The sequence below is a fragment of the Bacillus sp. JCM 19034 genome (assembly GCF_001310635.1).
Taxonomy (GTDB): domain Bacteria; phylum Bacillota; class Bacilli; order Bacillales; family Bacillaceae_D; genus Halalkalibacter.
The window spans coordinates 1-17488 of record NZ_BAXR01000005.1 but is presented as its reverse complement, the minus strand read 5'-3'; the positions used below and the strand labels follow the sequence as shown (position 1 = coordinate 17488).

At 37.7% G+C, this 17488-nt stretch carries 21 protein-coding genes and 3 pseudogenes; 18 read left to right on the top strand and 6 right to left on the bottom strand.

Annotated elements, in window-relative coordinates; genetic code table 11:
• Positions 1-10 precede the first annotated feature (10 nt).
• The 4 genes from JCM19034_RS24840 to JCM19034_RS09775 all read left to right on the top strand — a co-directional run bounded on the left by JCM19034_RS24840 (position 11) and on the right by JCM19034_RS09775 (position 3841).
• Positions 11-1756: a hypothetical protein gene (locus tag JCM19034_RS24840; RefSeq protein WP_370621875.1), complete on the top strand. Its 1746-nt coding sequence runs from the start codon at positions 11-13 to the stop codon at positions 1754-1756.
• A complete protein-coding gene (locus tag JCM19034_RS24835; protein ID WP_370621874.1) occupies positions 1750-2052 on the top strand; it encodes a hypothetical protein in 303 nt (100 codons plus the stop codon). Before JCM19034_RS24840 ends, JCM19034_RS24835 begins: the two co-directional genes overlap by 7 nt.
• 260 nt (positions 2053-2312) lie before the next feature.
• A complete protein-coding gene (locus JCM19034_RS24830) occupies positions 2313-3023 on the top strand; it encodes a hypothetical protein (RefSeq protein WP_370621873.1) in 711 nt (236 codons plus the stop codon).
• A 32-nt stretch (positions 3024-3055) separates the two neighbouring features.
• Positions 3056-3841, top strand: a complete 786-nt coding sequence (locus tag JCM19034_RS09775) for a hypothetical protein (RefSeq protein ID WP_062049316.1) — start codon at positions 3056-3058, stop codon at positions 3839-3841.
• Between the two features lie 64 nt (positions 3842-3905).
• Here the strand turns inward: JCM19034_RS09775 and JCM19034_RS21745 are convergent, their stop codons facing one another.
• Positions 3906-4130, bottom strand: coding sequence for a hypothetical protein (locus JCM19034_RS21745; RefSeq protein ID WP_156323942.1), 225 nt, complete (start codon positions 4128-4130; stop codon positions 3906-3908).
• Between the two features lie 59 nt (positions 4131-4189).
• Complete coding sequence (locus tag JCM19034_RS21740) at positions 4190-4333, bottom strand: hypothetical protein (RefSeq protein WP_156323941.1); 144 nt, start codon at positions 4331-4333, stop codon at positions 4190-4192.
• Positions 4334-4586: 253 nt separating this feature from the next.
• Here JCM19034_RS21740 and JCM19034_RS09770 point away from each other — a divergent pair, with 253 nt between their 5' ends.
• Positions 4587-5051, top strand: coding sequence for a hypothetical protein (locus tag JCM19034_RS09770; protein ID WP_062049314.1), 465 nt, complete (start codon positions 4587-4589; stop codon positions 5049-5051).
• Positions 5052-5091: 40 nt separating this feature from the next.
• On the opposite strand, the gene JCM19034_RS09765 is transcribed toward JCM19034_RS09770, so the two are convergent.
• A complete protein-coding gene (locus JCM19034_RS09765; RefSeq protein ID WP_062049312.1) occupies positions 5092-5379 on the bottom strand; it encodes a hypothetical protein in 288 nt (95 codons plus the stop codon).
• A 401-nt stretch (positions 5380-5780) separates the two neighbouring features.
• On the opposite strand from JCM19034_RS09765, the gene JCM19034_RS09760 reads away from it, so the two are divergent.
• From JCM19034_RS09760 to JCM19034_RS09705, 12 genes and pseudogenes are all read left to right on the top strand, one after another.
• Positions 5781-6077, top strand: a complete 297-nt coding sequence (locus tag JCM19034_RS09760) for a hypothetical protein (RefSeq protein WP_062049310.1) — start codon at positions 5781-5783, stop codon at positions 6075-6077.
• A 347-nt stretch (positions 6078-6424) separates the two neighbouring features.
• The gene (locus tag JCM19034_RS09755; protein WP_062049308.1) at positions 6425-6760 is read left to right on the top strand and encodes a hypothetical protein; all 336 of its coding nucleotides are present in this window, start codon (positions 6425-6427) and stop codon (positions 6758-6760) included.
• A gap of 75 nt (positions 6761-6835) precedes the next feature.
• On the top strand, positions 6836-7462 hold the full coding sequence (locus JCM19034_RS09750; protein WP_062049306.1) for a hypothetical protein: 627 nt from the start codon (positions 6836-6838) through the stop codon (positions 7460-7462).
• Between the two features lie 41 nt (positions 7463-7503).
• A complete protein-coding gene (locus JCM19034_RS09745; protein ID WP_062049304.1) occupies positions 7504-7932 on the top strand; it encodes a GNAT family N-acetyltransferase in 429 nt (142 codons plus the stop codon).
• Positions 7933-8125: 193 nt separating this feature from the next.
• Entirely contained in the window at positions 8126-8569 is a 444-nt protein-coding gene (locus JCM19034_RS09740) for an N-acetyltransferase (RefSeq protein WP_062049303.1), read from the top strand.
• A gap of 92 nt (positions 8570-8661) precedes the next feature.
• Positions 8662-9626, top strand: a pseudogene (locus tag JCM19034_RS09735) (S66 peptidase family protein).
• Positions 9627-9749: 123 nt separating this feature from the next.
• A pseudogene (locus JCM19034_RS09730) lies at positions 9750-10149 on the top strand (GrpB family protein).
• Between the two features lie 15 nt (positions 10150-10164).
• Positions 10165-10802 (top strand): annotated as a pseudogene (locus JCM19034_RS09725) (pyridoxamine 5'-phosphate oxidase family protein).
• Positions 10803-10861: 59 nt separating this feature from the next.
• The gene (locus tag JCM19034_RS09720; protein WP_062049300.1) at positions 10862-12136 is read left to right on the top strand and encodes a hypothetical protein; all 1275 of its coding nucleotides are present in this window, start codon (positions 10862-10864) and stop codon (positions 12134-12136) included.
• Between the two features lie 161 nt (positions 12137-12297).
• Complete coding sequence (locus JCM19034_RS09715; protein ID WP_197276382.1) at positions 12298-13947, top strand: bifunctional diguanylate cyclase/phosphodiesterase; 1650 nt, start codon at positions 12298-12300, stop codon at positions 13945-13947.
• Between the two features lie 34 nt (positions 13948-13981).
• On the top strand, positions 13982-14194 hold the full coding sequence (locus JCM19034_RS09710) for an EAL domain-containing protein (RefSeq protein WP_062049290.1): 213 nt from the start codon (positions 13982-13984) through the stop codon (positions 14192-14194).
• A 10-nt stretch (positions 14195-14204) separates the two neighbouring features.
• On the top strand, positions 14205-14501 hold the full coding sequence (locus JCM19034_RS09705; protein ID WP_062049289.1) for a hypothetical protein: 297 nt from the start codon (positions 14205-14207) through the stop codon (positions 14499-14501).
• Positions 14502-14609: 108 nt separating this feature from the next.
• Here the strand turns inward: JCM19034_RS09705 and JCM19034_RS09700 are convergent, their stop codons facing one another.
• From JCM19034_RS09700 to ectA, 3 genes are read right to left on the bottom strand one after another with little or no spacing between them, the layout of a single operon-like run.
• Positions 14610-14996, bottom strand: a complete 387-nt coding sequence (locus JCM19034_RS09700) for an ectoine synthase (protein ID WP_062049287.1) — start codon at positions 14994-14996, stop codon at positions 14610-14612.
• 47 nt (positions 14997-15043) lie between these two features.
• Positions 15044-16327: a diaminobutyrate--2-oxoglutarate transaminase gene (ectB, locus tag JCM19034_RS09695; protein WP_062049285.1), complete on the bottom strand. Its 1284-nt coding sequence runs from the start codon at positions 16325-16327 to the stop codon at positions 15044-15046.
• Between the two features lie 51 nt (positions 16328-16378).
• Entirely contained in the window at positions 16379-16912 is a 534-nt protein-coding gene (ectA, locus tag JCM19034_RS09690; RefSeq protein WP_082393945.1) for a diaminobutyrate acetyltransferase, read from the bottom strand.
• Positions 16913-17198: 286 nt separating this feature from the next.
• Between ectA and JCM19034_RS24055 the strand changes: the two genes are divergently transcribed.
• Positions 17199-17321, top strand: a complete 123-nt coding sequence (locus tag JCM19034_RS24055; protein WP_269431685.1) for a hypothetical protein — start codon at positions 17199-17201, stop codon at positions 17319-17321.
• Positions 17322-17488 lie beyond the last annotated feature (167 nt).

Below are 17488 nucleotides of genomic sequence, written 5' to 3'. Positions count from 1 at the left end.
GATAAACCCGATGACTGGTCAGCCCGCAGAATCGGTGCATGCAATCAATTATCGCTCAGAGCCGTTACACAATCGAGCACGCTTACTAGAAGAGGGCGTTGTTTGTCCTGATTGTGATTCCGAAGAAGTTCACCATGACTCGTGGGTATTTGGTGATCCCGCAACCCCAATTATGAGAGGGTATGTCGGCGATCCGGTCAAAGTTCGTTTAGTGCATGGCGGTGTGAAAGAAACACATGTCTTCCATTATCACGTCCATCAATGGTTGTTTAATCCAGATGATGTCGATTCTTTTACAAAAGATTCCCAAGCGATTAGCCCACAAAATAAATATACAATTGAGCCTCTTTATGGTTTAGGAAGCTTGCACGGAGCAATAGGTGATGTAATCATGCATTGCCATTTATATCCTCATTTTGAAGATGGGATGTGGAATATTAACCGCATTTTCGATACGTTACAAGATGGCTCTCAATGCTATCCAAACGGTGTTCCAATAAAACCGTTACAGCCTCTGCCAGATCGCCCGTGTCCACCAAGGCCAACGCTAGAGAAACCTGGTTTTCCTAACTTTATTCCTGGGAAAGTTGGTTGTAAAGCTCCAAGGCCACCGCTTGGCATTGTTGGTGGGAGAGAAATGACAGAATTAGAAGAGAACGCAGCGGTTCCAAATGCTCGTCCAGGAGCGGTATTTGTAGAAACTTGTATTGGGAATCCTGTCGTGAAGGAATTTAACGTTTCGGCGATCGAGCTGCCTATTATATATAACCGACAAGGCTGGCATGATCCAAAAGGACGTATTTTCGTGTTAGATGAAGATGTTGAAGATGTGTTGGCCGGAAGAAAAGAGCCAGAGCCTCTCGTTTTAATAGCAGAAGCTGGTTCATGTATTCGTATTAATTTCACGAATCGGCTGCCAAATATTCTGGAAGGAGATGCATTTCAACTTGTCACGAGAACCTATGAAACCGCATTGCATGTCCACTTTGTGAAATTTGACGTGCTCGTATCAGATGCTGCGAATGTAGGCTGGAATTATGACAGTAGCGTTCTACCAGGTGAAACGATCCGTTACGAGTGGTTTGCCGACGTTGAGCTAAAAGCAACATTTTTCCATGATCATTTGTTTGCAGCGGTGCATCAACAGCATGGCTTATTTGGTTCCATTAATATCCTTCCACGGTTTTCTTGTGTGTTTGACTCTAGTACCGGGGAAGAAGTAGACCACGGAACACAAGTAACGGTAACGAACCCTCTAATTCCAGATTATCGTGATTATACGCTATTTATTCATGATTTTGCACTACTTTTCGATGAAGACAAATGTCCGCTAGCACCTCCGCCATTTCCTGGCTCTCAAGATGATCCAGGTGTGTTTGGTGTCAATTACAAAAATGAGCCATTGCAATTTCGTCTAGATAAAAATTGTGATCCTGCCTATTCCTTTAGTTCGACGGTACACGGTGACCCAATCACACCGTTGCTTCGGGCTTATGCTGGTGATTCGATTCGTTTTAGAGTGTTACAAGGGCTCATGAAGAAAGTCATAGCTTTGTGGCCCATGGACTTCGCTGGAATGAAGAGCGTCGTGATGTGGAATCAAATGATAGGAATCAAGAGCATCTGGGAATATCGGAATCGTTTACGTTTGAGACGTTTATTCCACGGTCAGGTGATTATTTATGGGCGTTTGAAGATGTCGAAGACCTTTGGATCGGGACGTGGGGCATTTTACGGGCTTACGACGAGTTGGTAGATGACTTAATCCCTTTGCCAGATCAACCGTCACCACTGCCAAGAGAAACCCCGCTCAAAGAAGTGACAGGATGTCCACCAGAGCCAGCGATCGATGATGGCTGTATTTGTCCAGATGGAGCAATTATTCGCAGGTTTGACGTTGTCGCCTTTCAAACTTGTATTGAGTATAACAAATTTGGAGATCATGACCCATATGGCATTGTCTTTGCCTTAGCAGAAGATGTGGTAGATATATTATCAGGAAAAGTAAATCCGGAGCCTTTAGTCATTAGGCTAATGCCGGTGAATGTGTAGAGATTAACTTACTAAACAAACTCGATCCAGAGCTGTTCCATAACAAGGATGGTGTCCACGGCTACCCAGATGTCAAAGTACCGGCCTTTTATCCTCCATCTCCGCGTATTTCGCTTCATCCGAATTTAATTGACTTTGATATAAAAACGTCGAGTGGGGAAACAGTTGGTTTTAATCCAGACCAAACAGTTGGTCCAGGAGAATCAATTACGTATCGTTGGTATGTTGATAAAGCATTTGGTGCTTGCAATTTATGGGATATGGCAGATATTAGAAATCACCGTCATCATGGTGCATTTGGGGCGTTTATAGCAGAACATAGAGGTTCCGTCTATCTTGATCCTCATACGTTAAAGCCAGTAAAATCAGGAGCAAATGTGATTATTTCTAATCCATTATTACCTGATTTCCGTGAATTTGTCCTGCTTATGCATGACGGTGTTCGATTATTAGATAAAAACGGACAATTAATCGTCGATCCACCAGATGGATTAATTGAAGAAACTGATCTTGGTGAAGTTGATACGTATGATCAAGGATCGAGAGGCTTTAATTACAGAACTGAACGTATCATTAATCGCTACACGGAACAATTTACGATTCAGGATTGGGCAAGTTCGAAAACATTTGGTGACCCTTCTACTCCTGTATTTGAGGCATATGCAGGGGAACCGACAACCGTTCGCCTAGTCGTGCCTGCGGAAAGGAGACGATCCCATACGTTCCATATCCATGGACATTACTGGAAAAGGGATCGAGAAGATGTGGAATCGAGATTCCGTTCTGTAGAGGGCCAAAATATTATTGGTCACGAGCTTGATGCACGTCTTACTGGAGGAGCTGGAGGGTTATACAACTTCCCAGGAGATTATATGTACCGGTCAGGTAATATTCGCTGGGATATCGAATTGGGGATGTGGGGATCATTCGTGTTCATGGCCAAATGCAGCCTTATCTTCCACCGATTATAGAGTTACCTTGCAACATAGAGGAGGTGGAATAGATGAATCATCATAATCATTGCAATGAATTTCACTGTCCATCTTTTGTGCCAGCGGATGCACCAGATGACTTTTGTATCCCAGAAGAATGCTGCCAAGAGAGAATTCCGACTCCTAAATTCCCGTCGCCAAATACGTGCTTATCTCCGGAAGAACTTGAAGATTTGGAGAGAAGAATTGAAGAGGCGAATGAATTATTGCTAAGTCTTGCCCTATCAAGACGAGACGTGGAAGAGGCCGCCGACGTTGAGGAGGAGAGATTACGGGAAGCATTTGAAGGATTAAAGGGACAGTTTATTAAGGTTGAGCTTGCAAAACAAGAAGAGGGCAGGAAGAAATTAGTTCAAGGGGTCGTCTGTTTAGTTGGAAGAGATTTCGTCTTATTGGAGGATGAACGTTTTCTGAAGGTTTTTCGACTAGAAGATGTATGCTCTATTAAACATGATGAAGTTCGTAAGGAAGAACATGAGCAGGAGGTAACGTTTGACCCATGCCTGCGAAGGGCGATAACGTTAGACTTTGGGGCAACAGTTGGTCAATCACCGGAATTAATTCAGTTATTTTTCGGGTTAGATTTAAAAACCTTCCTATGCTTCCATTTAGGAAAACAAGTCTATATCGTTATGAAAAGAAACCTTATTAGAGCAAGCTTTATAGATATTAATGCGGATAAGTTAACGTTTATGCGTAGAAGAAAAATAGTAATGAATTTGGAAGATATTTATTTGCTGAAAATTAGAAAGGAATCTCGGAAAAAGATGAGAAGGAAATCGAGAAGGGCAAAATAGGGATGAAAAAGAATAATCAGGGTGCTTACAACAGGAAGCACACTGATTATTCTACATTCATTCATTAACAGTGCTTTTTATCATCTTCTACTTTTATTGCTTTGATTTCATCGAGAGGGATGATCACGAAATCATCTTTACGCTCTTTGTGTTTAGTGCGACTACTGCAATGGCAATCTCTGCGGCGTCTTCTTTCTTCATCAATTTTTTCAATTTCAACAAAATCTCGGCCAACATGGCAAATCGTTCCTATAAATACGTTACACTCATCACCGCATTCAACTTCCAATTTAACTACACAGCCGACAAGCTGGCGTAACCTGAAAGCAAAGCCACCTTCTAACCCTCTTAAACGAACATTAAATCGGTCATCGCAAAATCTTTCACGATGTCTGAAATCGCAATCTCTGTGTCTATGATGTCTATCTCTATCGATGCAATGGCAATCTTTGAAATGATCCCTTTTGCAATCACATAAACTACGACAATCATGTCTTCGGTGGAAATCATGGTGACGGTGACGGAAGTCTATTCCACAAGAACAACGTGAGAAAAAGTCATTTCGAAATCTGCCACATGAATGGCATTCAAAGCCGTGACTCATATATTCATTCACCTCTTTTCTCGAAAAGATACTTTATCATATGAGACTAGAATAAATGTGAAAGGTACAATAGACTAGTAACATTTACCATTTTTAGTTAAATTACACGTTATATTTTTTGGAAAGGAGTTCAAAAATGTTATGAAAAGACGCCCTAAATCATTACCGTATCTCGTAAATAACGATAACATGAAGGCGAATCAAAGCTTTTATTATTCAGAACACGCTAAAGATCGCCATGTAATAAATCAAATAGAAAAAGAATTACAGCAATTCATTCAACCGCCTGACATAAACAATCAGGTTACAGACAGTGATCTACTTCAAGTATTAATGGAAGAAAGTCGTGAGCAAAGAAAACGAATAAAAGAACTCGAAACAAAAGTAAAATCATTGACAAACGCTACCCCATTTAAAAAAGTGTTCGAGTCTTTACCAGCAAATTACCCAGTATATGAAGTATTGCTTAATGGCTGTGTTGTGCCTACTACACGCTTTTTAAATACGGAAGGAGAGCTGGTCCATTTTTCAAATGAGGATAGCATTAATTCGTTACATGTAAACAAAATTGATGGCGTACGTTGGGGCAGTGAGGATCTAGAATAAAATGAGGGAAAGATCGTCTCTTTCCCCTATTGTTAAAAGATTAAAGCGGTTCTGGTGCTTCACCAAAAGCGATACCAGTAATTTTATCGACTTCTAGCACAACAACTTGACCCTCTTCATCTAAAAAGTATGCTAGACAATCACAAACGTTTGAGAAAAACGCTACTGGAATAAGCTTACCTTTTACGAAGACACCACCAACAGGATAGTTTGGAGGAAGATTTTTAAGAACTTGTTCTACCCCACATTTATCGTCCCCACATTTGTCATCTCTCTTTTTATCAAGAAGCTCTTTTAGAAGATTTTCAAGCCCTAAGTTTTGTGACATCATAAATCCCCTTTCTGATTTTTAAATATTTCCTCAACATAGAGGACTACTATAATTTATGATCATAGTCTGTTATGGATTGGGCTTTGTACACTTTTTTACAAAAAAGGGCAGTGTGTACGTAAGACCGTAAAAATATATGATAGTGCCCGTTTAGAATTCATGTATAATGAAAATGTGTTTATTCCATATTGAGGAATTTTCGATTGTGTTGGAGGATAATAATGTGTCAAGAACAAATTAAGAAACAAATGCTTCTACATATAACTGCTTGTTTTATTACCGGCATTTTATTAGGGGTAATTGCTTAATTTACTGATACGATCCCTTCTAATGATAGTATAACTGGCATAGTCTTCAGCTTTATTAGTGATGTTACTACAAATCTAGAAATATGGGTTGTGTTGGCGACTCTCATTGCTTTTTGGAGCAAGAGGCCTATTTATGTCGCTCTTAATGTATTCTTTATCTTTTTTGGGATATTACTAGCCTACTATCTTTATTCACAACTATTATTTGGCTTTTTCCCAACTTATTATTTTTTACGATGGGGAGCGATTGCACTTGCTTCGCCTATAGCAGCATACATCGTCTGGTTTAGTAAAGGTGAGGGGTGGAGTGCAGCTTTTTGTGCTGCATTACCTATTGGATTATTGCTTACACAAGGTCTACCTATTTTCCATCGACGTTGGGTTTGAACTTTTTCTGGCACTAATGCTACTTATTATATTGCCAAAGTCAAAGAAGCAGTATGTGAAGGTTGTTCCACTGTCCTTATTGTTTTTTTCATACTTGAGAAGTTTGATATTCTTATGTATCTCTTTGGTGGTTTATAGAAATCGTTTTATACTCTTAAGTGAAAGGAGATGTGCCGTGCGTAGATTACGACATTTGGGAGTATTTGCAGTATTACTATTTGTGTAAGACCTGTTTCAAGGCAAGCTTTCGAAAAGTCCAATCATGTAGATGATGCTAGGTATTGTCTTCTAAGTTAACCTGTACGTGTGCAAAGAATATGCATTTAACATAATAGAGGAGAAATAAAATGAAACTTAACATCTCTTGTTTAATCGTTGTAGCGATCATGGCCAGCATTCTTACTAGTTGTTCTTCTGATGAAACGAATTTAGGTTCTACTGCATCAATGATTGAAGTAATTAACAAACAATTTTCAGAGGATTATAGTGAAGCATGGATTGTTGCTTTTGATCCTAACGGTGATACAAAGGAAGAGCCGTTAAGAATCTTCATTGAGGAACCTATGGTATGGAACTTAATAGAAGAAGGGAAAACGTATTTTGCTTCCTACAAACAGGAAGATAGTGAAACGTGGATTTTACAGCAAATAAATCATGAAGACGATGAGGATGCGTTAAGGTAATTTGATCTAAATTCGGTCGGATTACAGATTACATTGAAAAATGTACATAAACTCTTTTTGATAGAAGGTGAGTGAGTGAAAGTCTTAATCCTCCAACCAAAACTAGAAAAACAGATTAAACAACTCGAAGGAGAGATAACAGAAAATCCGGATATAGATGCTGTTATTTTTCCTGAGGGATATTTAAATGAAAATATTAAAAAAGCGTGTGAAGTAGCTAGAAGATTTAATACCGTGTTAATCGGAGGATATAGAAGGCTACAAGAAAAGCCAAAAGACAGAGCATTAATCATTAATCGTTCTGGTGAAATTATATTAGACAGAGTGAAATATAGCACAACAGCTTTTGTCGAAGTAGAAGACATGAAAATAGGTCACATTCTATGCGATGAATTAATCGTTCAAAGAATAAAAGGGACGGATTATCAAGGTGTAGACTTAATCGTACATCCGATTGGTGTAGGGATGTTTAGTGAGGAACAGTTTGCAGAATGGATTGCTGAAGCTACTAAAATAGCAATCGACTACAAAACGATGATTATTGGAACTAGTCATGCAGACGGTTCGTTTCGCGATTCAGACATATCAATACCTATTGCTTATTGTATTGTCAAGGATGGTACCGCTGTCTTTATTTCAAAGAATGATGTTCGAACACGTATCGTAGATGTTCAAACAAATGAAGTGCTCATTTATAAATAGAATACCGTAAAAAATATCTGAAATAAGAGGAGAGAAAAATCATGCAACCAACCGTAAAGCTACTAAAAACGGATTCAGAAATCATGTCTGCTTTTAGCACGATGAAACAACTGCGTCCACATTTAACTAAAGATGGTTTTTTAGCTAAAATGAGACGACTGCAAAAGAGCTATCATTATAACTTAGTAGCTGTAATAGAAAATGATGAAGTAAGGGCTGCAGCTGGGTATCGAATCACGGAATCTCTAGCTTGGGGGAACTATTTTTATGTTGATGATTTGATTACCGATGATAAAAGCCGGCGAAAAGGATATGCGAAAATTCTTTGGGAATGGCTAATCAATCAAGCGAAGGAAAATGACTGCGAGCAATTTCATTTGGATTCTGGTGTACATAGACACGATGCCCATAGATTTTACCTTAAAGGCGGATTAGATATCACTTGCCATCATTTTCAGATGTCTCTTTAACGACAAAAGTAAGCATCTTGTATGTAAGTAAGAAATTGGTTGAATATGAAAAAGAGCTGAGGAGATGCAGAATGATAGTTGATGATTTAAGACCGAATTTCTCTAAGTATGCAAGCTTACTATAACATAATGAACTCATGTTAAGATGAATGGAGATTGTATAATAAATTTTAATTAAGGTGGTAGAAGGGGAATGGAGATAAATCAAGCAACAATTGCAGATTTAGATGGAGTATCACATTTATTTAACCTGTATCGAATGTTTTATGGACAATCATCCGATCTGGAAGGAGCAAAAGCATTTATAAAAGATCGTATAGTAAATAAGGAGTCTGTTATTTTTGTTGTGAAAGACAAAGAGAAGTATGTAGGCTTCACGCAGCTTTATCCTACATTTTCATCAGTCTCTATGAAACGGGCCTGGATATTAAATGATTTGTATGTAGATGAAGGAGCGAGAAAACAAGGAATTGGAGAAAAGCTTTTACAGAAAGCAAAAGAATCTGCAATTATAACAGGTGCGAAAAGGATTAGTTTAAGTACATCGGTAGATAATCACTCTGCTCAAAGATTATATGAAAAATGTGGTTATAAACAGGACACACAATTTTCTCATTATGAGTTGAGCTTAATTTGATCGTTTTTATGGTTATTTGAATGAAAGTCATGACGAAGAAGTTCGATACGAAATAGCCATTGAAATGATGATCGTAAAGAGGAGAGCCTATTATGATAATACCAGCAAAGCTTAAAGCAGGGGACGAAATCCGAGTGATCGCTCCAAGTAGGAGTGCTACTATCCTATCAGTGGAGGGAATTCAACAAGCAAAAAAACGATTTGAAGGCCTAGGTTTTATTGTAACGTTTGGAAAGAATATATTTCACAGTGATTTACATAATTCTGCTCCGATCGATGAACGAATAGCGGATCTGCATGAAGCTTTTCAAGATCGGAATGTTAAAGGAATTTTAACCGTAATAGGTGGTTTTAATTGTAACGAGCTACTTCCATATATTGATTATGAATGCATTAGACAAAATCCTAAAATATTTTGTGGATATAGTGATATCACGGCAATAGCAATAGCTATTACAGCAAAAACAGGTTTAATTACTTATTCTGGTCCACACTTTTCAAGTTTCCAAATGGAACAAGCACAACCGTATCAGACTGACTTTTTTAAGAAATGCCTCATGCAAGCTGAAATCTATCAAATTCACCCATCTGCACAATGGAGCGATGATGCATGGTTTTGGATCAAGATAATAGAAAGTTTGAAAAGACGAATTGGAAAGTATATAGCAAAGGGCGAGCTCGTGCACAATTATTTGGAGGGAATCTCTGTACTCTTAACTTGTTGCAAGGAACTGAATATATGCCAAGCCTCCGAGGAAAGGTATTATTTATTGAGGATGACCAAATGACGATTCCTGAAACATTTGCTCGTGACTTTACATCGTTATTACAAGTGGTAGGTAAATTAGAGGGACTTGTGATTGGACGTTTTCAGCGTGCATCTAAAATGACTGAAGAACATCTACTATATATTCTCGATAAGCACCCTATGTTGAAATCTATTCCAGTTTTGTATGATGTCGATTTTGGGCATGCACAGCCTAGTTTTACTTTCCCGATTGGTGGGACAGTTGATTTAAATAGTGAAAATCATCAAATCGTACTCACAAAATTTTAACGTTCATTTCATTCAAACATACTAGTGGAATAAGGGGGAGCACAATTGGAACATTCCGGAATAGAACTTGTTACAGACGAACGATGGGCGGAAATATTTCAACAAATCAAGCGAATTTTAACTATGTCTTTACATAATTTAATTATTGATATTGAGCACGTTGGAAGCACTTCTGTTCAAGGTCTTGCGGCGAAACCAATTTTGGATATAGACATTGTAATAGAAAGCTATGATGTTTTCCCTAATATAATTCTAGAGCTAGAGAAAATAGGATACTTTCACCAAGAGGAATGGAGCTTTGAAGGCAGAGAAGCATTTGGTAGAAAGGATATTCTTACTCCACAAGAAAGATAGTAAAGAACTTGCAAGACATTTAGCATTTAGAGACTACCTACGTAATAACCGACAAGCTGCCATTGAATATGAAGATTTAAAACGGAATTTAGCACTTACAGCCAAAGACCGATCTTCGTATACTTCAGGCAAAACCGAATTCATTAATAAGATTCTAGATTTACAGTGAGAATAGAGGTGGCATATGAAAGAAGACGTTCAATTTCAACATACAATTGAAACAGAAGAGGAACTTCGATCAATAATTGGTTTTCCTAGTGAGCTAGTAAACAATAAAGCTATTACATATCTCGATCATAATTGTATAGAATTTATATCAAAGTCACCCTTTTTAGTTATGTCAACTGCAGATAAGGATGGCTTTTGCGACGTTTCTCCTAGAGGTGATCAAGTAGGTTCGTAAAAGTACTAAGTCATAAACAGTTAATTATACCTGAGCGACCCGGTAATAAAAGAATAGATTCGATGCGTAATATTTTATCAAGCCGAAGAGTAGGTCTTATCTTTATTATCCCAGGGTTAGGTGAAACATTAAGAGTCAACGGGAAGGCAACTTTAGTAATGGATCAGGAATTGCTTAATAAAACTGCCGTTAATGGGAAGAAGCCGCTTTTAGCTATAGGAGTAGAGGTGGAAGAATGTTTTATTCATTGTGCGAAAGCTTTCAAGCGTTCTCAGTTTTGGGAACCAAACTCTTGGCCTAATAAAGAACAATTACCAGCCGCTTCTAAAATCATTTTTGACCATGCAAAGCTTCCTAATACGAGTGTTGAGATGATTGAAAAGAGACTTGAAGAGAGTTATACAAAAAGGCTTTATTAAAGTGGATTTTGCTTGTAAGTTACAATTTCAACTAAATCTTTTAATAATGGAGGTTCATAATGGATCGAAGAATAGAAGAGTTAGTTAAAGCTACAAAGGACAAGTTTGGATTAGAGAATTATTATTTACAACGGCACAGTCTTGCTCGGGATCTGAATGTTCTCAATGAAACGAACTACACGTTTTGTATGGAATGGTTCCCTAATCATGTAACGGTAGAAGAGGAAGATGATTTGAACCCTGATGGAACAGCCGTGATCGAATTTGATGTAACAAGTCGGAAGTATAATAGTGTTAGTTTTGTTATGGGGCAAACATATGCAAAAAATGGGGTTGCTTTTAAGAATAAAGATAAAAACGACATCATCAAATGGATTGAAAACGAGACGGGCCTTACTTACCAAAAGCATTTTAAATTAAGTAAAGAGGAGGAAGGAGAGCTTTGCTTTCAAGCATGTTATAAAGAAATAGCTGTAGCTCCAGCTGGATATATTAAGGTTACATATAATCAGGAAGGAAAGCTTATTTCGTTTTCAAAATTTGGCCTATTTCCTTCTAATGAAATCGTGGAAGATGCGAATTATACACTTTCTCTTGAATCAGTCGAACCGTTAGCAAAGGACCAATTGAAGCTAGTAGAATTCCCTTCCTTTAAAGAGAAAAAACTCATTTCCGTTTATGCAATAGAAGAGATTTATGTAATGAATGATCGAAGTTCAACGATTCCATTTGATTTACATGTGGAAGTAGGGACACAGGTGAATATTGATGAAACGATCGATTGGGAGGAGCCTATATATAATAAACGTGTTGAAAGAACAGAGATTAGTATGACTGAAGATATAACGGTAGAGCAAGCATTTTCGAACGAGCCAAGCCCTCTGTCCCTCCCAATCACAGAGCTAGAACAAAAGCAATGTTTAACTACAGTTAAAAATGTGTTACGGCAGGATTTTTCTAGTGATACGGGGAAGTGGAAAGTCGAAACATTGCATCGCGACAAGGGGTATATAATCGCAACGTTAAGAGCTAATGAACAGGAACTTCGTGTGTTCAAACGGAAACTGCTCATTTTCATTGATGCTAATACGCTACAACCAGTTAATTATATCGATAATAAGCTAATGCTCGAGGAATTTGACCAATTTCAAGCATCTGACCCAATAAAGCTAACAAAAGAAGAAGCCTTTGAAAAAGTAAAAGAATTCATTGAGCTAAAGCCTTATTACGTTTACGATGTAGGTCAAAAGCGATATGTCTTATGCGGAAAATTAGATTGTCAAATGGCTGTCAATTCAGGAAACGGTGATGTTATTTCACTACATGACTTGTAGTACTATCGTTAAAGTGACAAGCTAGGTTGTAAGATCATTACACTAGGCTTTCTAAATAAACTTCTAAAAATGCCGAAACAAAGATAAAAGGAATTTGCCTATTTTTGTTGAATAATAATGTAAGCGTTTTATTAAAGGTTGTCGTCATGGGGGAAGATAATGTGTTCAATAAATCATTTTTAACGATTAATCAATTATTAGTAATTGTAATGAGTTTAATTGTTGTACATTTCCTTTTACCTTATGCTGCAACAGAACCCTTGCTACTGATCTTACAGGGAGTCCTGTATATTGTCGTTATCGTTCTTATTATTTGGTTATTAATTGAACTTAAAGAGAAGAATAAGGCTCTAAACCAACTAGAGAGCATGTATGAATCTGCTAATTCCGTTTTATGGTTAAGAGATGCTAGAACAAATGAATTGCTTCGGGTCTCATCTTATGTTAGAGAACTGCTTGGATATTCAAACGATGAATTAGTCCGGGCGTCGAGCCTTTGGTATGAACGCATACATCCAGAAGATCGAAAGGATTATACTTTATGTCATTGGAAAGAAATGTTTGATAAAGAACAAAATATTATCATCAAATATCGGATACTCAAAAAGAATGGTGAGCAGTGCTGGGTTCAAGATCAAATTTATCCGATTTATTCAGAAAGTGGATCTTTGATTCGTATTGGCGGCATTGTAACTGATATAACGAAAGAGGAGCAAGCTTCTGAGAAAATACGATACCTTCATTTGAATGATCCGATATCAGGGTTTGCCAATTATGAAGGCTTAAAATACACTCTTTCAGAACGATTGAAACATGGCGAACCGTTTGGCTTTTATATTTTAAAAGTTAATCGTTTAAACTTTATTCGAAAACATATCGATCAACAAATTTCAGAGGAAGTTGTACGTATTTTAGCAAACCGTTTTAAACCGTTGTTAAGTCCGAATTTATATATTGCAAAAATTAGCGATAGTCGCTTTGCGATTATTGACCGCAAAATAAGACCGAATGAACAGACGATTAAGATGATACGCTTTGCGATTAAAACAATTGAAGAAACAGTGAAATACGATCAGTATGAGTTTTTCTTAACGGCAACTGTTGGTATTACTCACTTTCAAGGTGCTGGAGAAACAGAGAAGGATTTGCAAAAAAATGCTATGCATGCATTAGAATTTGCAAGAGAGCACCATCAGCCATTTGCTTTTTTTCATAACTCTATGAAAACACGCCCAAATGAAGCAATACGAATTGAGGCAGATTTACGTAAATCAATTGACCTAAATCAACTTCTGTTATATTATCAACCAAAACTCAATATTAAGACTGGAGACTTAGTCGGTGTCGAAGCATTAGTAAGGTGGAAGCACCCAAGTGGCCGAATGATATCACCTGGAGAGTTTATTCCAATTGCCGAAAGGACGGGGATCATTTTAGCAATCGGTGAATGGGTTATTGAGCAAGCTTGCCTGCAAATGAGAAAATGGATCGATGAAGGAATTGGCATACCTACAGTTTCAGTGAATCTATCAGTTAGTCAGCTGTTTCAACATAATTTAATTGATAAGATCAAACATTATTTAAGAGAATATCAATTACAACCACACCAATTAGAATTAGAGATTACAGAAACGATGGCGATGGAAAAAGGAAGCGTGCATCAAATTTTAATGCGTTTGAAAAAATTAGGTGTCAGTCTTAGTATTGATGATTTTGGTACAGGCTATAGCTCATTAAACCAATTACGAGATTTACCGATTGACATCGTCAAGGTTGACGGTTCTTTTGTAAAAGAAAATTACAACAGATGAAAAAGCAAACGCCCTTTTATCTTCTGTTATAAGAATGACAAAGCTTTTAAAGCTACAGGCTGTTGTTGAAGGGGTTGAAACAGAGGAGCAGTTACATAAGCTATACGAAAACGATTGTGAAATTGTACAAGGATTTATTATTAGTAAGCCACTACCAGCTGAGGAGCTTAACAAAAAAAGAGAGCAAATAAAAACGAATATTAAGCGATTAGGAAAAATGAACACGTATGTAATGAAAGGGAGTTGATTATAGATTTATGGTTGTGTACAAAGCATCGTTTATACATCCGTATACGCACATTCCTTTTAATATTTATTATAATAAAAGCGAAGGCTATGTGACGTTAGAAAAGGATATGGAAACATTGGAGCTCGTATTAAACATGCAAACAGACGACGGAATGAATGAAGCGTTTCTTGAACAAGTTGATCAAGCGAGCAGCGTTTGCGAAAATGTATACCCATGTGATTCCTTTAATGAATTGTATGAGTTTCTAGAGCGAATCGGGGTAGAATTAGAAGACATCTCATTTCAGTCAATGTATTTACATTAATAATAATAATTTGCGTCAGAATCATTTGTAGTACGCTTGGATGAAAGTGGGGTTCTTTCATCCAAACGAATTTTAATAGCTGAGCACGACGCATTACAAATATCTTAATTAGTCTTCATCTACAGGATAAACCCCATTCTCGTCGTGTACCTCCCTACCGGTAATCGGAGGATTGAAGACACAAACCATGCGCATATCAGTTTTTGCACGAAGAAGATGTTCGTCATGTTTATCTAATACATATATTTCATTTTTCTTAATCGGCCACACTTTGTTATCAGCTAATGTTTCTACTTCCCCTTCTCCTTCAATACAATAAACGGATTCAAGGTGGTTTTGATACCAAATATGAGTCTCCGTACCTGCACGGATAATCGTATCATGTACGGAGTAGCCCATCCCGTCTTTTTTCAGGACTAGTCTGCGGCTAACCCAGTTTCCTCCGTCTACTTCTTGATCTGTTCCAATAATATCTTCTAATTTTACTACTTTCATGTTATATAGCCTCCAAGTTTGATGTTTTTATATGATTAGAGAAATGTTTATGAGGTAACAAGCTCCCTTGCTCCAAGTACTGCTTTCACACTATCTTCAATAATTTCAAAGCCTTTATTTAAGCCTTCGTCATCAATCGTTAAAGGTGGGAATAACTTAAATACTTCATCCTTAGGACCTGATGTTTCCATGATTAATCCACGTTCAAACGCCTCTTCAGCTACCTTTGAAGAAAGACCATCTACCGGTGATGAGATTCCGACCATAAAGCCGCGTCCTTTTGCCTTACCTTCAAGCTCAGGATAATTAGCGACAATACGCTCTAGGAAAGAGAAAATTCGTTTCGAACGCTCTTGAATGCCTTTTTCAAATTGATCGTCTTCCCAATAAGATAGAGCTGCAGTTGCTGTAATAAAGGCATGGTTATTTCCTCGGAATGTACCATTGTGTTCACCAGGTGCCCAAATGTCTAAATCAGGACGAATTAATGTAAGAGCAAGCGGTAAGCCCATGCCCCCAATTGATTTTGATAAACAAACGATGTCAGGTTTAATTCCCGCTTTTTCAAAGCTAAAGAAAGTACCTGTACGTCCAACTCCAGCTTGAACATCATCAACAATTAGGAGAATACCCCAACGCTTGCAAATTTGTTCAACACGTTGCAACCATTCAAAACGTGCAGCATTAATTCCACCTTCACCTTGAACCGTCTCAAGAATCATCGCTGCCGGAATTTCAACACCGCTACCACCGTCTTCTAAAAAGCGCTCAAGATACTCCAATGTATCGAGATCTTCACTAACAAAATTATCATATGGCATCGTAACCGTATTTTGTAACGGAATTCCAGCTCCTTTTCTTTTAAAGGCATTACCAGTTACAGACAGTGATCCGATCGTCATACCGTGGAATCCGTTCGTAAAGCTAATAATATCCGTACGTCCAGTTACTTTACGTGCTAATTTCAAAGCACTTTCGACCGTATTCGTTCCAGTTGGACCAGGGAACATAATCTTATATTCAAGGTTTCTCGGCTTTAAAATGACGTCGTTAAATTTTTTCAGAAATTCCGCCTTTGGTGCTGTAGCCATATCTAACGAGTGAGTAATACCGTCATTTAATATATAATCAACGAGCTTTGCCTTCATTTTTGGATCATTGTGACCATAGTTAAGGGCACCAGCTCCTGAGAAGAAGTCAATGTATTCTTTACCTTGTTCGTCCCACATTTTATAGCCTTTTGCCTTGGTAAAGATTGTTGGGAAACTACGACAATAACTACGAACTTCCGATTCTAATTTTTCGAAAATATTCATATTATTTACATTCATTGATAAAGTCCTCCTAGTTTTTTTCACTTTTTCTGACAAAAGTTTATTTGCTTAGCGAATAGGTCCAATACGAAATGTTAATTCTTTTTCATGACCTTCTTCAGGGAAGAGGTCCTCCGAAAAACATTCCTGTACTTCACAGTTAGTATCAAACCTTGTACTTAATCGTCGGAATAATGCTTGAGATGCTTCATTTGAAGGTGTAATCGTTGCTTCAACAAACTTTACATCATTGCATCCGGGGCGATTAATCAGTTCTTCAAGCATTTTTGACGCGAGTCCTTTGCCGCGTTGAGAAGAATGAACACCTATCTGCCAAACAAACACGACATCTTGCCGCTCCGGAGGGATAAATGCTGTCAAAAATCCAACAACCTCGTCAGCTACTTTGGCTACAACACATGTTTCTGCAAAAAATTCGCACATCATAATGTACTTATAAGCAGAGTTTTGATCAAGTGTTGATTCCTTTACTACTTTCCACATACCAGCTCCGTCTTCAACAGTTGGTTTTGAATAAATAACCTGATCTGTTTTACTTGCTACAGGAGTTCCTTGGTTTTTAATGTTAGTTTCCTCCTTCAAAATTCAATTTGTTAAACGATCTATTAATATGATAAGCGTGTTTATAAAACTGGCGCAACTTAACAAATAGCGGATTAATCGTGCTGAGCCACTCTTAGATAGATTGAAGGGAAGTAAGAACAAGAATCGCTGTAAATGCTACGGAATAGTTAGATTTCCTTACAATTTGAAAATATCGCCTTTTCTCCGGAATGCTGGAAAGTGTTGATATATAAGGGGTTGAGAGTGATTTTTCAAAAGCGATTTATTTGAGAAGAAAAAATAAATAAACTTTTCGGGAGGAAAAATGAGTTATTTTATTAGTATAATAAATGCTGTTGTTAATTCTTTGCAGCCGGAATGTCTGGGAAATGGACGGATGAATGAATCTGTAACTGTCGGAGTTGGATTGGAGATCATGAGGAATTAGTGAGTGAGGGTGGGAATATTAGGTTTATAGGTGCAGGATTGGGAAGAGAAATTGCGTGAAAATGCATCTACGGACGGATAGGTGCAGGATTGGGAAGAAAAATTGCGTGAAAATGCATCTACGGACGGATAGGTGCAGGATTGGGAAGAAAAATTGTGTGAAAATGC

Coding starts and splice junctions, on each gene's coding strand:
- JCM19034_RS24840 (WP_370621875.1), top strand. CDS start 11: ATGACTGGTCAGCCCGCAGAATCGGTGCATGCAATCAATTATCGCTCA.
- JCM19034_RS24830 (WP_370621873.1), top strand. CDS start 2,313: ATGGCAGATATTAGAAATCACCGTCATCATGGTGCATTTGGGGCGTTT.
- JCM19034_RS09775 (WP_062049316.1), top strand. CDS start 3,056: ATGAATCATCATAATCATTGCAATGAATTTCACTGTCCATCTTTTGTG.
- JCM19034_RS21740 (WP_156323941.1), bottom strand. CDS start 4,333: ATGATTGTCGTAGTTTATGTGATTGCAAAAGGGATCATTTCAAAGATT.
- JCM19034_RS09770 (WP_062049314.1), top strand. CDS start 4,587: ATGAAAAGACGCCCTAAATCATTACCGTATCTCGTAAATAACGATAAC.
- JCM19034_RS09765 (WP_062049312.1), bottom strand. CDS start 5,379: ATGTCACAAAACTTAGGGCTTGAAAATCTTCTAAAAGAGCTTCTTGAT.
- JCM19034_RS09755 (WP_062049308.1), top strand. CDS start 6,425: ATGAAACTTAACATCTCTTGTTTAATCGTTGTAGCGATCATGGCCAGC.
- JCM19034_RS09745 (WP_062049304.1), top strand. CDS start 7,504: ATGCAACCAACCGTAAAGCTACTAAAAACGGATTCAGAAATCATGTCT.
- JCM19034_RS09740 (WP_062049303.1), top strand. CDS start 8,126: ATGGAGATAAATCAAGCAACAATTGCAGATTTAGATGGAGTATCACAT.
- JCM19034_RS09720 (WP_062049300.1), top strand. CDS start 10,862: ATGGATCGAAGAATAGAAGAGTTAGTTAAAGCTACAAAGGACAAGTTT.
- JCM19034_RS09710 (WP_062049290.1), top strand. CDS start 13,982: ATGACAAAGCTTTTAAAGCTACAGGCTGTTGTTGAAGGGGTTGAAACA.
- JCM19034_RS09705 (WP_062049289.1), top strand. CDS start 14,205: ATGGTTGTGTACAAAGCATCGTTTATACATCCGTATACGCACATTCCT.
- JCM19034_RS09700 (WP_062049287.1), bottom strand. CDS start 14,996: ATGAAAGTAGTAAAATTAGAAGATATTATTGGAACAGATCAAGAAGTA.
- ectB (WP_062049285.1), bottom strand. CDS start 16,327: ATGAATGTAAATAATATGAATATTTTCGAAAAATTAGAATCGGAAGTT.
- JCM19034_RS24055 (WP_269431685.1), top strand. CDS start 17,199: ATGAGTTATTTTATTAGTATAATAAATGCTGTTGTTAATTCTTTGCAG.